The sequence below is a fragment of the Pseudolactococcus plantarum genome, assembly GCF_002441715.1.
Taxonomy (GTDB): Bacteria; Bacillota; Bacilli; order Lactobacillales; family Streptococcaceae; genus Pseudolactococcus; species Pseudolactococcus plantarum.
Genome location: NZ_JXJX01000007.1, coordinates 119,076 through 134,901 on the forward strand (window position 1 = coordinate 119,076; position 15,826 = coordinate 134,901).

Here is a 15,826-nt window from a genome sequence, read left to right on the forward strand (position 1 = left end):
AATATATCGTGACACTGTTTAACTAGTATGTAGACTGAGTTTATCTAGCTAGATAAGGGCTAGAGGTCTATAGCTTTCTTACCTAATTTTGTGTATAATATTTAGATAATGACTAAACTAACTATAAATAAATATGCAGCTAAAAAAATAAGACAAGGGATTGCAGTACTTGATGCCCAAGATTTCCCTGTACAAACTGGTATTGAAGGGTTTGTATCCCTATACTTTGATCATCAGTTTGTTAGTGAAGCTTATTTGTCACGTCAAAATAAGGGTATTGGCTGGACGATTAAGTCAAGAGACTTTTTAGCACTGTTACAAGAGGCAAAAAACAAGCGCCAAAACTATTATCAAGATAATACAACCACAGCTTTTCGCGTTTTTAATCAAGATGGCGATGACTTTGGGGGATTTACCATCGATATTTATGGTGACTATGCTTTGTTTAACTGGTATAACACCTTCGTATACACACTCAAAACAGACATATTAGCAGCATTTAAGACTGTCTTTCCAGAAATATTAGGTGCGTATGAAAAAATACGCTTTGATAGTCAACTTCCTGTCTCTAGTCATATCTATGGAGAAGTTGCACCAGATAAATTTATCATCCTTGAAAATGGTGTTAACTATGAAGTCTTTCTAAATGACGGGCTTATGACAGGGATTTTCTTGGATCAACATGACGTCCGTGGTGCTTTAATCGATAAGTTTTCTGCTGGGAAATCTTTGTTAAATATGTTTTCTTATACAGCTGCTTTTTCAGTTGCAGCAGCAATTGGTGGTGCTAAATCGACAGTCTCAGTTGATTTAGCAAAACGGTCACGTGACCTATCACAGGCCCATTTTGTGGCTAATAATATCCCACTTGACGCACATAAATTTCATGTCATGGATGTTTTTGACTATTTTAAATACGCTAATCGAAAACAGTTAAGTTTTGATATCATTGTCATAGATCCACCAAGTTTTGCAAGAAATAAAAAAATGACATTTTCAGTCGCAAAAGATTATCATAAACTAATTGAAGATGCGCTACCTATTTTAAACAAACACGGTAGGATAATTGCCTCAACGAATCATGCTAGATTGTCAAGAACAGACTTTTTGGCTGAAATCAACAAAGGCTTCGCTAAACACAAGTTTGAGATTATTCAAGAATTCAGATTACCTGCAGATTTTACAACGAATCCTGCTGATCCACAATCTGATTATCTAAAAGTATTCGTATTGGAGGTCAAATCATAATGAAAATTGTCGTGCCAATTATGCCCACAAGTATGGCAGAGATCGCATTATTAGAGACTAAAAAGTATCAAGAAGCTGATATCATCGAGTGGCGAGCAGATTTTTTACCTTTAGATGTCCTAAGTACAGCAGCACAGCAAATCAAACAAAAGTTTTCGAGTCAGGACATTATCTTTACCTATCGAACAGAAGATAAGGCTGAATGTAACATCACTGAGATGGCATATGCAAATTTGATCGCTACTTACGCATCTGCATTTACTTATATAGATGTTGAAGTTATGAGGTTTAAAACGATCTCGCTACCAGATAATGCGATTGCTTCTTATCATGATTTTAATCAAATACCACTCAATTTGAGTGATATTTTATCAACTATGTCTGCTAGGCAACCAAAAGTTGTGAAGTTTGCTGGTATGCCTAAAACAAAAGCTGATGTGCTAAGATTAATGTCTGAGACACAAGCCTTTAGCCTACAACATCCACAACAACTTCTTGTTACGATGGCTATGGGGGAAATCGGTAAGATTACGCGTCTTGCTGGTGATAGTTTTGGCAGTAGCTGGACTTTTGCATCAGTGGATGCAAGTAGCGCACCTGGTCAATTCAGTCTGTCTGAAATGCTACAAGCAAAAGCACTTTTAAACTAAAACAAAAAAGATCTGGTCAGTGGTGACTGGATCTTTTTTAGTATTTTTTCAAATAAATTTTGTCGATTTTATGTGTTTTATCTTTGTGTAGGATAACCTCAGCACGACTGCGTGTTGGTTCGATATAGTTCCTTAGGTTAACTAAATTAACTGTTTTCCATGTATCCTTAGCTAATTTCATCGTTGCATCGTCTGAGAGTGCGGTAAACTGGTGATAATAATTATTCGGATCTTGTTTAGCTAAGGCTAAAAACGTTTTAAATCTTTCTAAATACCAGCGTTCGATATTATGCTCTTTAGCATCTACATAGATAGAAAAATCAAAGAAGTCATTGATATAAAGCTGTTTATTGGCACTCGTTTGAAAGACATTTATTCCCTCAACGATAAGGATGTCAGGGGCATCAATCCGTTCTTTTTCAGGTAGTACATCGTAAATTTCGTGAGAGTATACTGGAATAGTTGCACTGCTACCAGACTTAATGGCTAATAAAAAACTAATCAGCGCTTCCATGTCATAAGATTCAGGAAATCCTTTTCTATCTAGTATCCCTTTTTTTGTCAGCTCATCTTTGGAATATAAAAATCCATCAGTTGTCACGAGTTCAACTTTAGAAGTCTTAAAGGTACGAGATAATAGGAGCTGCAATAATCTGGCAGTAGTCGATTTACCAACGGCAACTGATCCTGAAATACCGATAATAAAGGGTTGATTATCAGTGATTTTCTGTAAAAATAAGCCCTTTGAAAAATTCAAATCGCTAATTGTTTTTTTATAGATACGAATCAGTTGCACAAGTGGTAGATAGACGTCATTGACATCTTGTAGACTAATTTCATCATTGATTGACTTAATATTATTTAGTTCTTGTTCTGTTAGTGCGGGTAAGGTTTTTTTATATAGATTTTGCCAGATGCGGCGCGTAATCTTTTCATAATTTATCAGTTCAGTTTCCATAGAAGTAATTTTACCATATAAAATAGACAAATACCAGAATGCGCTTACAAAATACTAAGTAAGTGTTGTATAGAAGTCGCAAACATCCCCAAAATAGGGCAAACCTGATTTCCATTTTTGCTCATAAACTGATTTGTATGTAACAGATTCATTTGGTGTATCTATAAATATAACTGTCTTTTTTAAGTGTTTTGTATTAAGATAGACTTATGACTTATATTTTATCAGTCTCATTTTAAAGGAGCTATGATGCATCAATTTACCAATAGAAATTATATCCATACCATTTACGGTGTGTTAACGATGGTTGTCGCTTTCTTAATTGCGATTATTTTTCGTAATTATTGGGTTGGCGTGATGGGAAGTTTTGGTAGTTTACTTTTTATGTATTATGTACCAGCTAATAAGGACAAGACCATGACACAACTATTTTTAGTCAGTAGTATCAGTTGTATTAGTTTTCCAATCAGTGCTTGTCTCTCAAAAACACAATGGCTTACATTTATCTGGATTGCTTTATTGACTTATATTGTCCAATACCTGATGAGCGTGAATGGATACATTGGTCCTGGACTATTTTTTGTTCTCATGATTAATGGGATGATCGCAAGTCTATCTCACCTGCCATTACTCAACGCATTATTTTTATCATTATATGCGGTGTTAGGTGTCGTCATTGCAGTCGTTTTTGCTATGATTGAAAATAGGCAATTTGAACGATACCAAATCAATCTGAGGGATATTATCTATAAAACGCAAGATATCCAGCCTAGCATACGTGCCTTGATGACTAGTGTATTTGCCTTTCTTGCTTATTTTATTGGGTATCATTTGAAATTAAACAATTATTATTGGATACTTGTGTCAGCCTTGACTATTCTACAATCTGAAAATGTGACGGTTGCAAGAAAAAGACAGTTATCCTATATTGGTGCAGGGCTTATCGGTACCTTGATAGCTTTTGTTATTTACTCACTCGTCAATGATCCTATCGTATTAATCGGGCTATCCTTTGTTTTTATTGCCTTAATTGGTCTTTATATGCCCAAAAGCTATTTAGTTGGCAATTTTTTCACGACGCCAATCGCACTTATTTTGTTTAAAATAGTGAGACCAGAAATGGGCAATACTTTAATCAAAACTAGAATTTTAGCTATTTTTGTTGGGACTATCATTGGCTTGATAGGCGTTTTATATTATGATTACATCATGAATAAAAACTGGCCTATTGCAAATAAACTAGAAGAGCGTTAGAAAAAATAAACAAATTGAGTAATATGATATAATATAGACAAACAAACAGTAAAGTGACTAATCATATTATCCTAAATAAGAGGAGTTAAAAGTTGAAAATCGTAGTATTTGGTGATTCCATCTCGACCCATATAGAGATGAAAAACATGACAGAAGACTTGTTAGCGCAAGCACACATATCTGGTGAGGTTATCTGTTGTGCTGTAGCGGGAGAAGATACGAATGCAGCCATGAAGCGTTTGGCTGATGTAGTCGCTCAAAAAGCTGATTATTATTATATCTTTTTTGGTGCAAATGATGCAGCCGTACACCGTAAAATTTCTCCGCAACAATTTTTTAAAAATATCACAACATTTATCACAGCTTTGGGTGCACAGAAGACGAGCATTTTAACACCCTCTTATGTGAATGAGGTTGCAATGATGAATTCACAAAAAATGTTAGGACGCTCAAATACAAGACTGATAGATTATGTAGAAAGTGTTAAAGCTGCTGGCGAAAAAACAGGTGCTAACGTGTTAAATCTAAATGCACTGATGCACCAACAGCCTAATCCTGATGAGCTGATTGTATCAGATGGTGTTCATTTTACAACTAAAGGCTATAAACTTGTGACGTCACTCATTGCACAAGATATTATCAGTAGGGAGCAAAACAACTAATATGGCTAATGATTTTCAAAAAATGTACTTTGATGAACATCCTGATGCAGCACATGATATTCACCAACTTGAAACTGTTCTTTTAGGCGAGCGATTACGCTTTACCACTGATGCGGGTGTCTTTAGCAAAAAAGCAATTGACTTTGGTAGTCAAGTGCTTTTAGAGGCAGTAACATTTGAAGCGCAGGCCACTTTATTAGATGTTGGATGTGGCTATGGTCCGATTGGGATTACGCTTGCAAAAGCTCAAGCAGTCGTGCCAACGATGATAGATGTAAATTTACGCGCACTAGCTTTAGCAGAGAAAAATGCCACTCAAAATGCAGTATCAGCCACAATTTTTCAATCCAATCTTTATGATAAGGTAGTGGGTAAGTTTGATCATATCGTGTCAAATCCCCCGATAAGAGCTGGTAAAGAGGTTGTGCATGGTGTCATATCTGGTGCCTATGAACATTTAAAGGAAAACGGCACACTAACGATTGTCATTCAGAAAAAACAAGGCGCACCTAGTGCTAAAGATAAGATGGTCGAGATTTTTGATAATTGTGAAGTGATCAAAAAAAGTAAAGGGTATTTTATATTGCAGTCTACTAAAGAAAGTGAAACAGCATAAACAAAGGTCAACCTTTTTGTTATTCACGTACACTAGACTTAATCACGGTTAATATTCACACCTAAAACGGTTAAATGGCCGTTTGAAATCAACTTAATCACGAGAGAAGCAAATTCATTTGCGGACATCTCGTGATTTTTTTGTTCAATCCACCAAGTCACTGTACCGATAAAAATACTTGTGATATATGAGACAACGAAATCAGTCGGTATTTTGAGTTGCTCATTTCTGACATCTAGACTTTCAAACAGGTGGGCATATCTTTCAGATAAAATGGCTAATAAACGTTTTGATAAAATTTCTTTATTGCTGTGCGTGATAAATATTCTTGCCAAATCAGGATTGTCTTTGACAAACTCATAAAAGTTAGTCAAGACACGTTCAATTTTTTTGACATTAATGCCATTTTCTTCAACCAGATTTTCAGAGTCTAAAACAGCGACAAAATCTTTCAAAAATTTATCGATAATCCGTTCAAATAAGTCGGATTTATCTTTAAAATGGCTGTAAAAGGTTGCCCGATTAATCATCGCTATGTCTGAAATATCACTAATCGTAATTTTATCAAAAGTCTTACTACCTAAAAGTTTAATAAAGGCTTCGATGATGAGTTTATTCGTTCTTTTGATACGTAAATCAATTTTTTTTGTCATTTTTTCCCACTTTGATTAAAGAATCATTAACTTTATACAACGTATTGTTGTTTAGTGTTGTTTTACCAACAGTTTAGCACATTTTAATGGTTGCGCGCAAGTCGAATTGCTTGTAAAATGAAGATATATATGTTATGCAACAATGTGTTGTTTTAACTCGGTTAGGTATTAGGAAGAAGTGTTTATGTATAAAGCAGGAATAGACGTTGGCTCAACAACAGTAAAAATGGTTGTATTTGATGAACAGTATGACCTAAAATTCTCAAGATATGAGAGGCATTTTTCTGACGTCAAAACAGCAACGATCAAAGTACTTCAGGAGATGATGCGTAAACTTGGTGATGTTGCGTTTACTTTTTCGATTACAGGTTCAGGTGGTATGGGCCTATCTGACGTGATTGGTGCGACTTTTATTCAAGAAGTGATTGCATCTGCACTGACAATCGAAAAATTTATTCCTCAAACAGATGTCATGATTGAACTTGGTGGTGAAGATGCCAAGATGACCTTCTTTGACGGTGCTATGGAGCAACGTATGAATGGATCATGTGCTGGTGGAACAGGTGCCTTTATCGATCAAATGGCTGAACTCTTAAAAGTAGATGCAGCAGGTGTTAATGAACTTGCCAAAAACTATCAAACGCTTTATCCTATTGCAAGTCGATGTGGTGTCTTTGCAAAGACAGATGTCCAACCACTTTTAAATGAAGGGGTACGTAAGGAAGATATTGCGGCTAGTATTTTCCAAGCAGTGGTCAACCAAACAGTAGCAGGGTTGGCGTCTGGACGTAAAATCACAGGGAACATTGCTTTTTTAGGTGGGCCATTATTTTTCATGAGTGAGTTGCGTAAACGATTCATTGAAACGCTAGATATTAAACCTGAAAATGTGGTGTTTCCTGAACATCCACAACTTTTTGTTGCCATGGGTGCTGCATTAGATGAAGAAAATGCGACAGAATTTTGTGCATCACAAATTATTCATCAACTCGAAAATGATCATTCAGAGAACTTGGTTCCCCAAGATACTATGGAGGTATTGTTTGAAAGTGAAGCTGACTTAGCAGCATTTAGAACAAGACATAATCAAGCAACGGCTGCTCATAAACCTTTAGCAACTCATCACGGTGCTGCTTATCTAGGTATAGATGCAGGGTCAACGACAACTAAAATTGTTTTAATTAATGAAGCCGGAGATATTTTATTTGAGCATTATGGCTCAAATAATGGCGATCCGCTAAATTCAGTTATTACTGTCATGACGACACTTTACCAAGACATGCCGAGTGATGTTTATATTGCCAAATCAGCGGTAACTGGATATGGTGAACACCTCATTAAAGCTGCCTTAAAAGTAGATATAGGTGAAGTTGAGACGATGGCACATTATAAAGCGGCTGACTTTTTCCAACCTGGAGTTGATTTTATCATTGATATCGGTGGTCAAGATATGAAGGCCATGAAAATACGTGATGGTGCACTATCTAGTATCCAGCTGAACGAAGCATGTAGTTCAGGATGTGGGTCTTTTATCGAGACATTTGCTAAATCTTTAAAATATGACGTAAAGGACTTTGCAAAAGCAGCCTTATTAACCAAACATCCAGTTGATCTTGGCTCTAAATGTACTGTTTTTATGAATTCTAAAGTTAAACAAGTCCAAAAAGAAGGGGCAACAGTCGGGGATATTTCAGCAGGTTTATCTTATTCTGTGATCAAAAATGCTCTGTACAAAGTCATAAAAGTGAAACGCCCTGAAGATTTGGGTGAAAAAATCGTTGTCCAAGGCGGAACCTTCTACAATGAAGCTGTTTTACGTGCCTTTGAAAAAATTTCAGATCGCCAAGTGATTCGCCCATCGATCGCTGGACTCATGGGTGCTTATGGGTGTGCCTTGATTGCCATGGAAAATGGGAGTGACGATATCAGCCAATCGACTATTTTAGATTTAGTCGCTATACAGCACTTTGAAACGACTAAAGAGTTTACGACTTGTGGACTCTGTGAAAATATGTGTAAAATGACACTGACAGTGTTTAATGATGGGTCAAAATTTGTATCAGGAAATCGCTGTGAGCGTGGTGCAGAAAAAGCCATGCAAATCAAAGTAGATAAGCGTGATAAAAAAGTTAACCTAGTCGATTATAAATATAAAAAATTATTCAAGTTTAAATCACTGAGTAAGAAAAAAGCAATACATGGTGAGATAGGTATCCCACGTGTCTTAAATATGTATGAAAATTATCCACTCTGGCATACTATTCTAAGTGATTTAGGGTTTAGAGTGGTGCTATCGCCTAAATCAGACAAGACATTGTATGAAAAAGGGATAGAGACGATTCCTTCTGATACTGTTTGTTATCCTGCGAAACTGAGTCATGGACATATCATGAGTTTGATTGAAAAAGATGTGCCAACCATATTTTATCCATCTGTATTATATGAGCGTCAAGAAGATGCTAGTGCCCAAAATCACTATAACTGTCCGATTGTGCAGTCCTATCCAGAAGTCATCAAAAATAATATTGATGAGATCAGAAATGGGCAAGTTGCCTATCTACATCCTTTCATTAATCTAGCAGATCCAGATAATATGATTGATAATCTATCTCAAATCTTTTCTGAGTTTGAGATTGCTAGAGATGATATTGCTAGTGCTGTTAAACATGGATTTGATGAACTAGATGCTTTCAAGCAAGACATTCGAAAACAGGCAGAAGACTTACTCGTTCAAATTAATCTCAATCAGGAAAAAGCAATCGTCTTATCAGGTCGTCCTTACCATTTAGACCCTGAAATTAATCACGGTATTGCAAATATTATTACCCAAGAAGGGTTTCATGTGCTGACTGAAGATTCGATTGCACATTTATCTGAGGTGGGTGGCTTAAGAGTGGTGAATCAGTGGGTTTATCATTCTCGATTATATGGTGCCGCGCGTGTCGTCGCCAAAAATAAAAATCTTGAACTGGTTCAGCTCAACAGTTTTGGGTGTGGACTTGATGCGGTGACAACAGACCAAGTCGAAGAAATCATGCAAGCACATCATAAACTCTATACTGTTTTAAAAATTGATGAAGGCTCAAATATGGGAGCTGTGCGTATTAGATTACGCTCACTTAAAGCAGCCGTGAATGAGCGTGATAAACGCCCTAATATGCCAGAATTAGCTGAAAGTGACTTTAAAGAAGTCATTACAGCTCATCCGGTTTTCACAAAAGAGATGAAACAGCAACATACACTCTTAATGCCCATGCTTTCACCCATTCATCAAGAAGGCTTGATTGATGAAGCATTTAAGCAATCTGGCTATAATGTTGTGCTATTACCTGAGGATAAAGGTGCTATCAACTCTGGTCTGAAGTATGTCAATAATGATTCTTGTTACCCAGCAATCATTTCTATCGGACAATTAATTCATGCACTTGAGTCGGGTGACTATGACGTCAATAATACCTCTGTTTTGATGACGCAAACAGGTGGTGGTTGTCGAGCGACTAACTATATTCCCTTATTACGAAAAGGACTTAAAGATGCAGGATTTGCTCAAGTACCTGTTGTTTCTTTGTCGATGGGGAATAAAGGGACTGAGAAAACGGATGGCTTTAAACTAACTGTTCCTTTGATTGTACGTGTTGTGATTGGTGCACTTTATGGTGATTTGTTTGAACGTGTTGTGTATCGAACTAGACCGTATGAAATCACTAAGGGTCAGATAGATGCCTTACATGCAAAATGGCTAGAAAAAGCTAAGCATAACATGAAAACAGGATCAATTTTTGAATTTAACCGGAATATGAAACAAATCATCCGCGAGTTTGATGACACACCATTATTACCTATCAAAAAGCCACGTGTTGGTGTAGTTGGTGAAATTTTAGTCAAGTATTCTAAAACTGCTAATAATGATATCGTAAGTATCATCGAATCTGAAGGTGGAGAAGCAGTAGTGCCAGATATTATCGGTTTTATGAACTACTCACTTTATAATCAAATCTGGAAATCTGATCATCTTGGTATGGGTAAAAAAGCCAAGTATTTCGCACGGACGTTTATTAATATCATTCAAATGGTTGAAAAGCCAATGAATAAGGCATTAAAATCTTCTAAGCGTTTTAATGGGTTGCATTCGATAGATGCGTTAGCTGCTGATACAGAAAAAATAATCTCTATCGGTAATCACACGGGTGAAGGATGGTTTCTAACGGGAGAGATGATCGAGTTATTGCAAGATAAAGTCGATAATATTGTTTGCCTACAACCCTTTGGATGTTTGCCTAATCATATCGTCGGTAAAGGGATGATTAAAGAATTACGTCGCCAATATCCAAGAGCAAATATCGCACCAATCGATTATGATCCATCAGTTTCTGTTGTTAATCAGCTCAATAGAATCAGACTAATGATGGCGACAGCTAAAAAACAATTAAAGCAAGATATGACCTTACATGTTTAAGATAAAAACTGCCATTTGGCAGTTTTTATTATGTATACCTATAACAAAACTGTATAAATCAGAGTTTGGCTATAGTTTTTTATTATATTTATAGAGTGATATTTAGTATTATACAAGTTATCTTATTTCTCCTATAATAGAGTTATCAAGATATTTAGGATATAAAAGGAGTCTTCAGATGAGTGAAAAATTTCAAATTGTTGGTAGTTTATTAAGACCAGAAGCATTACTTAAATATAAACGAGAGATAGAAGCGCGTGATGACATACAATATCCATTTTATGAGGATTTTGAAGGCTATCAAGCTTGTGAAACACAAGCAATTCAAGAGGTCATCCAAAAACAAATCGCTCATGGGTTATCAGTGATCTCAGATGGTGAGTTTTCAAAATCATTGTGGCATCTTGATTTTGTTTGGGGATTAAATGGTGTTAGAAGATTTATCGCTGATAACGGGTATTTCTTTAGAGACTTAGATGACACATCAAAATATGAAACACGTCGTGATATCGGTTTAGAATTTACTGAAAAAATAAGCGGGAAACATCATCATTTTATTGATATCTATAAAGAGATTAAAGCAAATGCAGGTGAGCAGACAACAAAACTCTGTATTCCTTCACCATCTCATATCTTTGGTGAATGGTCTTTTTCTCAAGATGCTAAAAGGTATGGCGATAAAGATGCCAATTCATACTACCATGATAGATCAGAGTTTAAAGCAGATCTAGCAAGCGCATATAAAGCGTTTTTGACAGAATATGCTGAAGTGGGTGGTAAAATTATTCAGTTTGATGATTGTCTATGGGAAATGTTTTCAGACGATAATCCAAGTTCTCCTTTTACTGGTGGAGATATTGATCATGCTCAAATAGAGGCTTTAGCCCAAACATTTATTGACCTTAATAATGATGTGATTGATTTTGGACACAGTCTTGGCTTAACGGTTTGGACACATAACTGTCGTGGTAATTATGATTCTAGAAATATGGGTGCTGGTTCTTACGAAACAATCGCCAAATTATTCTTGAAACAACAACGCTATGATCGCTTCTTCCTAGAATGGGATGATGAACGTGCAGGTAACCTTTCAGCACTTCAGGTGTTTAAGGAACGTCCCGATACAGAGATTGTTTTAGGCTTGTTATCTAGTAAAACAGCAATCTTAGATGATGAAGCACGCGTGATTGATCTACTGGAACAAGCCAGTGAGATTATTCCTAAAGAACGCTTGTTTTTATCACACCAATGTGGCTTTGCATCATGTGACGGTGGAAATGAGTTATCTGAAGCACAACAATGGGCAAAAATCGATCAAGGTCAAGCGCTTGCTCAAAAGTTTTTTGGCGAATAATTAAACAAAGAACTAGCAATAGCTAGTTTTTTTATTGACTAAACTAGGGAGTAGACTTATACTTGAAGTAATATAAAGCTATCAATATACTTTAGTATTAACGTATTTTTATGCTATAAGATAGAAAGGCTTAGACTAATGATGACTGAAGAAGAATTAAAAGACGTGTGATATGGCACGCCGCAAATTGTTGAGATATTAGCAATCATTCGTAGTTTAGCGCTATCAGATAGTTGGTTAGCTGCTGGCAGTATTCGTAATTTAATCTAGAACTTGCTATCAGATAAACCGTTATTTGACAATGATACAGATATTGATGTCATCTTTTTTGATCAAGCTATGTCTTATGAAGAGACACAAGTTTTAGCAGAGCAATTGAAAAGAAATTATCCCAATTATGATTGGGAGCTGAAAAATCAAGCACACATACATTTACATAATCCAAATACTCCCCCTTATCTGAATTCTAGTGATGCGATTGCTAGATTTTCAGAAACATGTACAGCGATCGGTGCTCGCTTAACAGATACAAATCAACTGGCTATTTTAGCTCCCTACGCTTTATCAGATATTGTGACTTTTACCGTCAGACCAACGCCGTATTTCACAGAAACTCCTGATAAATTAGCCATTTATTGTGCGCGTCTTGCTAAAAAGAATTGGCAAGATAAGTGGCCGAATTTAAAGATAGTCTATGCGTAATCTGTAAATACATCGTGTATTGTATTGTTTTTATATATGACAAACCTTGTCAGGTTAGCTATGGTAAATTAGTATTATCACAAAAAGATAAGAGGTAAAGAGCATGTATTATGAAGTAGTGACGCTTAAGGATAAATTAGTCGTAGGGATTACAGATAGGACAAATAACACTGCACCTGATGTGGGAGAAAAAATCAGTCAGTGTGGCAACGTTTTTACACAGATGAAATTAATCGTCAGATACATCATCGCATAGCTGACACTGCATTAGGCATTTATACAGACTATACGAGTGATGAAAAAGGTGATTATACCGTGATGACCGCTTATGAAGTAAGTGAAGTAAGTGATGATCAGGACTTACTCGAAACAAAAGTCATTAAGGGGGGAAAGTATGCTAAATTTGTCATTAAAGATCAGCAGGAGCAAGTGTTTTCAAAAGTTGCAGAGGCTTGGCAAGTGATATGGCAGATGGACTTATCCCGGTTATTTGCTGCTGATTTTGAGGCCTATCATCTTGATCCTAGTGGAATTTGTGAAGTCCATATTTATATTAGTTTAAAGGAGTAAGTTAACGCGTGCAGACAAATCGACTATTTGATATTATCTATATCTTGTTAACCACCCAAAAAGTAACGGCTAAAGAGTTGAGTAACCAGTGTCAAGTCTCTATCCGAACGATTTATAGAGATATTGATCGAATGAGTCAGGCGGGCATTCCCATTTTTACCCAAAAAGGTAGCGGTGGCGGTGTCAGTCTTTTATCTGATTTTGTGTTAGATAAAGTATTGCTAAATCAAAGTGAAAGGCAGAGTATTTTACAGGCCTTACAAACACAAGATGCACTTAATATTGATACCGCGACTACCGAGTCATTAACTAAATTATCAGCACTTTTTGGTCAGATTTCAGAGCCATGGCTATCTATAGATTTGACTAGATGGTACGAAACGGATGATTATTTTGAACAACTAAAAACTGCTATTTTAAGGCGACACATGATACGATTTCTTTACTATAATGCTAAAGGAGAGTATTGTGATAGACAAGTTGAGCCGCTGCAATTAGTATTTAAAAGTATGAGTTGGTATCTAAAAGGTTATTGTTTAAGTAAAAATGACATTAGATTTTTTAAACTAAGTCGGATAACTAAGTTAGTCAATACATATCACACATATAGTGATCGTAGGCTACCAACAGAAAAATTAGATAAACCGATACTCGCTGAACCAGACCAAGTTAAGTTAGTCATGCAAGTATCAGCCCATCTAGGCTATAGAATTTACGATGATTTTCCCATCTCTATCATTCATCAGTTACCTAATGGTGATTTATTAGTAGACGGGTTAGTACCAAAAGAAGACTGGCTGTATAGTTATATATTATCACTTGGAGAAAACGCTATAGTAATTGCACCAAAATCGTTAAAAGCAACGATATTAGTAAAAATAGAAGAGATGAGAAAGAGGTATTATGAGTAGACCAACGACAAAAGAAATGTTATTATCCGCTAGTCAAGAATCCTATGAGACGATGATGTCTTTAAGTCTTAAGTTAAAACATCCTCAACAAAATTTTTCTTTTATCGTAACCGATAAAATGACACAAGTACATTGGTTAAGGGATAAAAATCTTAGAGATGTTTTGATTCATTTGCATGAGTGGCATTTGCTTGTCTTACATTGGATTAAGGCAAATCAAGCAGGACAAGCAGCATCCTTCTTTCCCACCCCTTACAATTGGCGAACTTATGGCGGACTCAATCAAGAGTTTGTCTTGAAACATCAAGAAACGTCTTTAGAACAAGCCAAAGTATTATTGGCGGGAAGTCATAAAGATATGTTAGAGTTAATTGAGACATTTTCAGATGAGGCTTTATTTACAAAGCAGTACTTTACTTGGACTGGCACAACAACACTAGGCAGTTATTTTGTGTCTTCATTACCTAGTCATTACGATTGGGCGATTAAAAAAATGAAGTATCAACTCAAAGCAGACAAAAGCATTGGGTAATCATAAAAAGTGTTGAGGTCTATGTGATGTGAGCTACAAATCTTTGAGTTAAAAGCCTATGTTTTAGCGTGTACATCAATACGCAACTTTTTTTTATATGTGTTAGGTATGCTAAGCACGGCAAGTAGAATTTTTGCCATAACTATGACACAACAATTTTCCAAATGTCAAAAAAATTTCCAAACATTTGTTTAGTAGTTTTCAAAATTATGTGGTAAACTATGTTTGACAACTTATTGTGATAAAGGATATTAAAATGACAGAAGATATTTATGATATAACGATTGTTGGTGCTGGTCCTAGTGGCCTATTTGCTGGTTTTTATGCAGGTATGCGTAAAAATAAAGTGCAAATTTTGGATTCCCTAGAATCACCTGGCGGTCAATTAACAGCATTATACCCAGAGAAGACAATCCATGATGTACCTGGTTACTTTGCAGTAAAAGCAGAAGATTTGGTAGCAGATTTGGTTAAACAGACTGCTCAGTTTGGTGTTCCAATCCGACTTTCTGAAAAAGTACTTGATATAAAAGAATTACCTGATTCAGGTTTTTATGAAGTGACGACAAGTAAAACTAGCTATGTTACTAAATCAGTGATTATAGCGACAGGTAATGGCTCGTTTGCACCAAAAATGCTTAAAACTGATGACCCTTCAACATTTGATGAGGCTAAATTACGCTATCATGTTGCTGATAAAGAGCAATTTAAAAATCAACGTATTGCAGTCGCAGGTGGGGGTGACTCTGCTATAGATATGGCGTTGATGTTAGAAGAAGTTGGGGCATCTGTTAGTCTGATTCATAGAAGAGATGAGTTTCGTGCACACGAATCATCAGTAGATAAACTACATGCATCTAGTGTGGATGTTTTAACACCAGTGACGATTAAAACGATATCAGATGATCAAGACGCACTACTTTTGACGCTTTCTGATGACCGTCAATTAACAGTAGATACGATGGTTGTACAACATGGTTTCTTGAGTAATAATAAAGATATTCGTGCTTGGTCAGTTAATTTGAAGATGAATCGCCAACATTTTTTAGTTGATACGCATTATCAAACAAGCAGCGATAACATCTATGCGATAGGTGATACTGCAAGTTATGAAGGTAAATTAGGCTTAATCGTTGAAGGGTTTAAAGAAGGACCTCATGCGATTAATCAGATTATGGGTAAAATCAAGTCTGGACTAGCAAAACATGCACATTCGACGTCAATGTTTTAAGCTAAAGATAAAACTATCTAGGAAAATCT

Annotated in this window: 14 protein-coding genes and 1 pseudogene; 13 read left to right on the forward strand and 2 right to left on the reverse strand. The window is 36.0% G+C overall.

Annotated elements, in window-relative coordinates:
• Window positions 1–108: 108 nt before the first annotated feature.
• Window positions 109–1,248, forward strand: coding sequence for a class I SAM-dependent rRNA methyltransferase (locus tag RU87_RS05830; protein ID WP_068162369.1), 1,140 nt, complete (start codon window positions 109–111; stop codon window positions 1,246–1,248).
• Entirely contained in the window at window positions 1,248–1,898 is a 651-nt protein-coding gene (locus RU87_RS05835) for a type I 3-dehydroquinate dehydratase (protein WP_068162372.1), read from the forward strand. The genes RU87_RS05830 and RU87_RS05835 overlap by 1 nt, the downstream gene beginning before the upstream one ends.
• Before the next feature lie 37 nt (window positions 1,899–1,935).
• Here the strand turns inward: RU87_RS05835 and coaA are convergent, their stop codons facing one another.
• Window positions 1,936–2,856 (reverse strand): type I pantothenate kinase, encoded by a 921-nt coding sequence (gene coaA, locus RU87_RS05840; RefSeq protein WP_068162374.1) that lies wholly within the window; start codon window positions 2,854–2,856, stop codon window positions 1,936–1,938.
• Between the two features lie 249 nt (window positions 2,857–3,105).
• On the opposite strand from coaA, the gene RU87_RS05845 reads away from it, so the two are divergent.
• The 3 genes from RU87_RS05845 (at window position 3,106) to RU87_RS05855 (ending at window position 5,388) form a co-directional block, all read left to right on the forward strand.
• Complete coding sequence (locus RU87_RS05845; RefSeq protein WP_068162377.1) at window positions 3,106–4,110, forward strand: FUSC family protein; 1,005 nt, start codon at window positions 3,106–3,108, stop codon at window positions 4,108–4,110.
• A 92-nt stretch (window positions 4,111–4,202) separates the two neighbouring features.
• Entirely contained in the window at window positions 4,203–4,772 is a 570-nt protein-coding gene (locus tag RU87_RS05850) for a GDSL-type esterase/lipase family protein (protein WP_068162381.1), read from the forward strand.
• 1 nt (window position 4,773) lies between these two features.
• On the forward strand, window positions 4,774–5,388 hold the full coding sequence (locus RU87_RS05855) for a class I SAM-dependent methyltransferase (protein ID WP_231860437.1): 615 nt from the start codon (window positions 4,774–4,776) through the stop codon (window positions 5,386–5,388).
• A 38-nt stretch (window positions 5,389–5,426) separates the two neighbouring features.
• On the opposite strand, the gene RU87_RS05860 is transcribed toward RU87_RS05855, so the two are convergent.
• Window positions 5,427–6,041 (reverse strand): TetR/AcrR family transcriptional regulator, encoded by a 615-nt coding sequence (locus tag RU87_RS05860; RefSeq protein WP_068162386.1) that lies wholly within the window; start codon window positions 6,039–6,041, stop codon window positions 5,427–5,429.
• 184 nt (window positions 6,042–6,225) lie between these two features.
• On the opposite strand from RU87_RS05860, the gene RU87_RS05865 reads away from it, so the two are divergent.
• From RU87_RS05865 to RU87_RS05895, 8 genes and pseudogenes are all read left to right on the forward strand, one after another.
• Window positions 6,226–10,497, forward strand: coding sequence for a 2-hydroxyacyl-CoA dehydratase (locus RU87_RS05865; RefSeq protein WP_068162388.1), 4,272 nt, complete (start codon window positions 6,226–6,228; stop codon window positions 10,495–10,497).
• Window positions 10,498–10,675: 178 nt separating this feature from the next.
• Window positions 10,676–11,851 carry a cobalamin-independent methionine synthase II family protein gene (locus RU87_RS05870; RefSeq protein WP_068162390.1) on the forward strand — a complete coding sequence of 392 codons (1,176 nt, stop codon included), beginning with the start codon at window positions 10,676–10,678 and terminating at the stop codon, window positions 11,849–11,851.
• Between the two features lie 186 nt (window positions 11,852–12,037).
• Window positions 12,038–12,553, forward strand: a pseudogene (locus tag RU87_RS05875) (nucleotidyltransferase family protein).
• Between the two features lie 103 nt (window positions 12,554–12,656).
• Window positions 12,657–12,809, forward strand: coding sequence for a hypothetical protein (locus RU87_RS09645; RefSeq protein WP_156470816.1), 153 nt, complete (start codon window positions 12,657–12,659; stop codon window positions 12,807–12,809).
• Window positions 12,755–13,123: a GyrI-like domain-containing protein gene (locus tag RU87_RS05880; protein WP_068162393.1), complete on the forward strand. Its 369-nt coding sequence runs from the start codon at window positions 12,755–12,757 to the stop codon at window positions 13,121–13,123. The genes RU87_RS09645 and RU87_RS05880 overlap by 55 nt, the downstream gene beginning before the upstream one ends.
• Window positions 13,124–13,131: 8 nt before the next feature.
• Window positions 13,132–14,034, forward strand: coding sequence for a helix-turn-helix transcriptional regulator (locus RU87_RS05885; RefSeq protein ID WP_068162397.1), 903 nt, complete (start codon window positions 13,132–13,134; stop codon window positions 14,032–14,034).
• A complete protein-coding gene (locus tag RU87_RS05890) occupies window positions 14,027–14,566 on the forward strand; it encodes a ClbS/DfsB family four-helix bundle protein (RefSeq protein ID WP_068162400.1) in 540 nt (179 codons plus the stop codon). Before RU87_RS05885 ends, RU87_RS05890 begins: the two co-directional genes overlap by 8 nt.
• 256 nt (window positions 14,567–14,822) lie before the next feature.
• On the forward strand, window positions 14,823–15,797 hold the full coding sequence (locus RU87_RS05895) for an NAD(P)/FAD-dependent oxidoreductase (RefSeq protein ID WP_068162404.1): 975 nt from the start codon (window positions 14,823–14,825) through the stop codon (window positions 15,795–15,797).
• Window positions 15,798–15,826 lie beyond the last annotated feature (29 nt).

Bases quoted from the DNA above. Each gene is read 5' to 3' on its own strand.
- RU87_RS05890 (WP_068162400.1), top strand. From the start codon at position 14,027: ATGAGTAGACCAACGACAAAAGAAATGTTATTATCCGCTAGTCAAGAA.
- RU87_RS05870 (WP_068162390.1), top strand. From the start codon at position 10,676: ATGAGTGAAAAATTTCAAATTGTTGGTAGTTTATTAAGACCAGAAGCA.
- RU87_RS05845 (WP_068162377.1), top strand. From the start codon at position 3,106: ATGCATCAATTTACCAATAGAAATTATATCCATACCATTTACGGTGTG.
- coaA (WP_068162374.1), bottom strand. From the start codon at position 2,856: ATGGAAACTGAACTGATAAATTATGAAAAGATTACGCGCCGCATCTGG.
- RU87_RS05860 (WP_068162386.1), bottom strand. From the start codon at position 6,041: ATGACAAAAAAAATTGATTTACGTATCAAAAGAACGAATAAACTCATC.
- RU87_RS05830 (WP_068162369.1), top strand. From the start codon at position 109: ATGACTAAACTAACTATAAATAAATATGCAGCTAAAAAAATAAGACAA.
- RU87_RS05855 (WP_231860437.1), top strand. From the start codon at position 4,774: ATGGCTAATGATTTTCAAAAAATGTACTTTGATGAACATCCTGATGCA.
- RU87_RS05895 (WP_068162404.1), top strand. From the start codon at position 14,823: ATGACAGAAGATATTTATGATATAACGATTGTTGGTGCTGGTCCTAGT.
- RU87_RS09645 (WP_156470816.1), top strand. From the start codon at position 12,657: ATGTATTATGAAGTAGTGACGCTTAAGGATAAATTAGTCGTAGGGATT.
- RU87_RS05835 (WP_068162372.1), top strand. From the start codon at position 1,248: ATGAAAATTGTCGTGCCAATTATGCCCACAAGTATGGCAGAGATCGCA.
- RU87_RS05865 (WP_068162388.1), top strand. From the start codon at position 6,226: ATGTATAAAGCAGGAATAGACGTTGGCTCAACAACAGTAAAAATGGTT.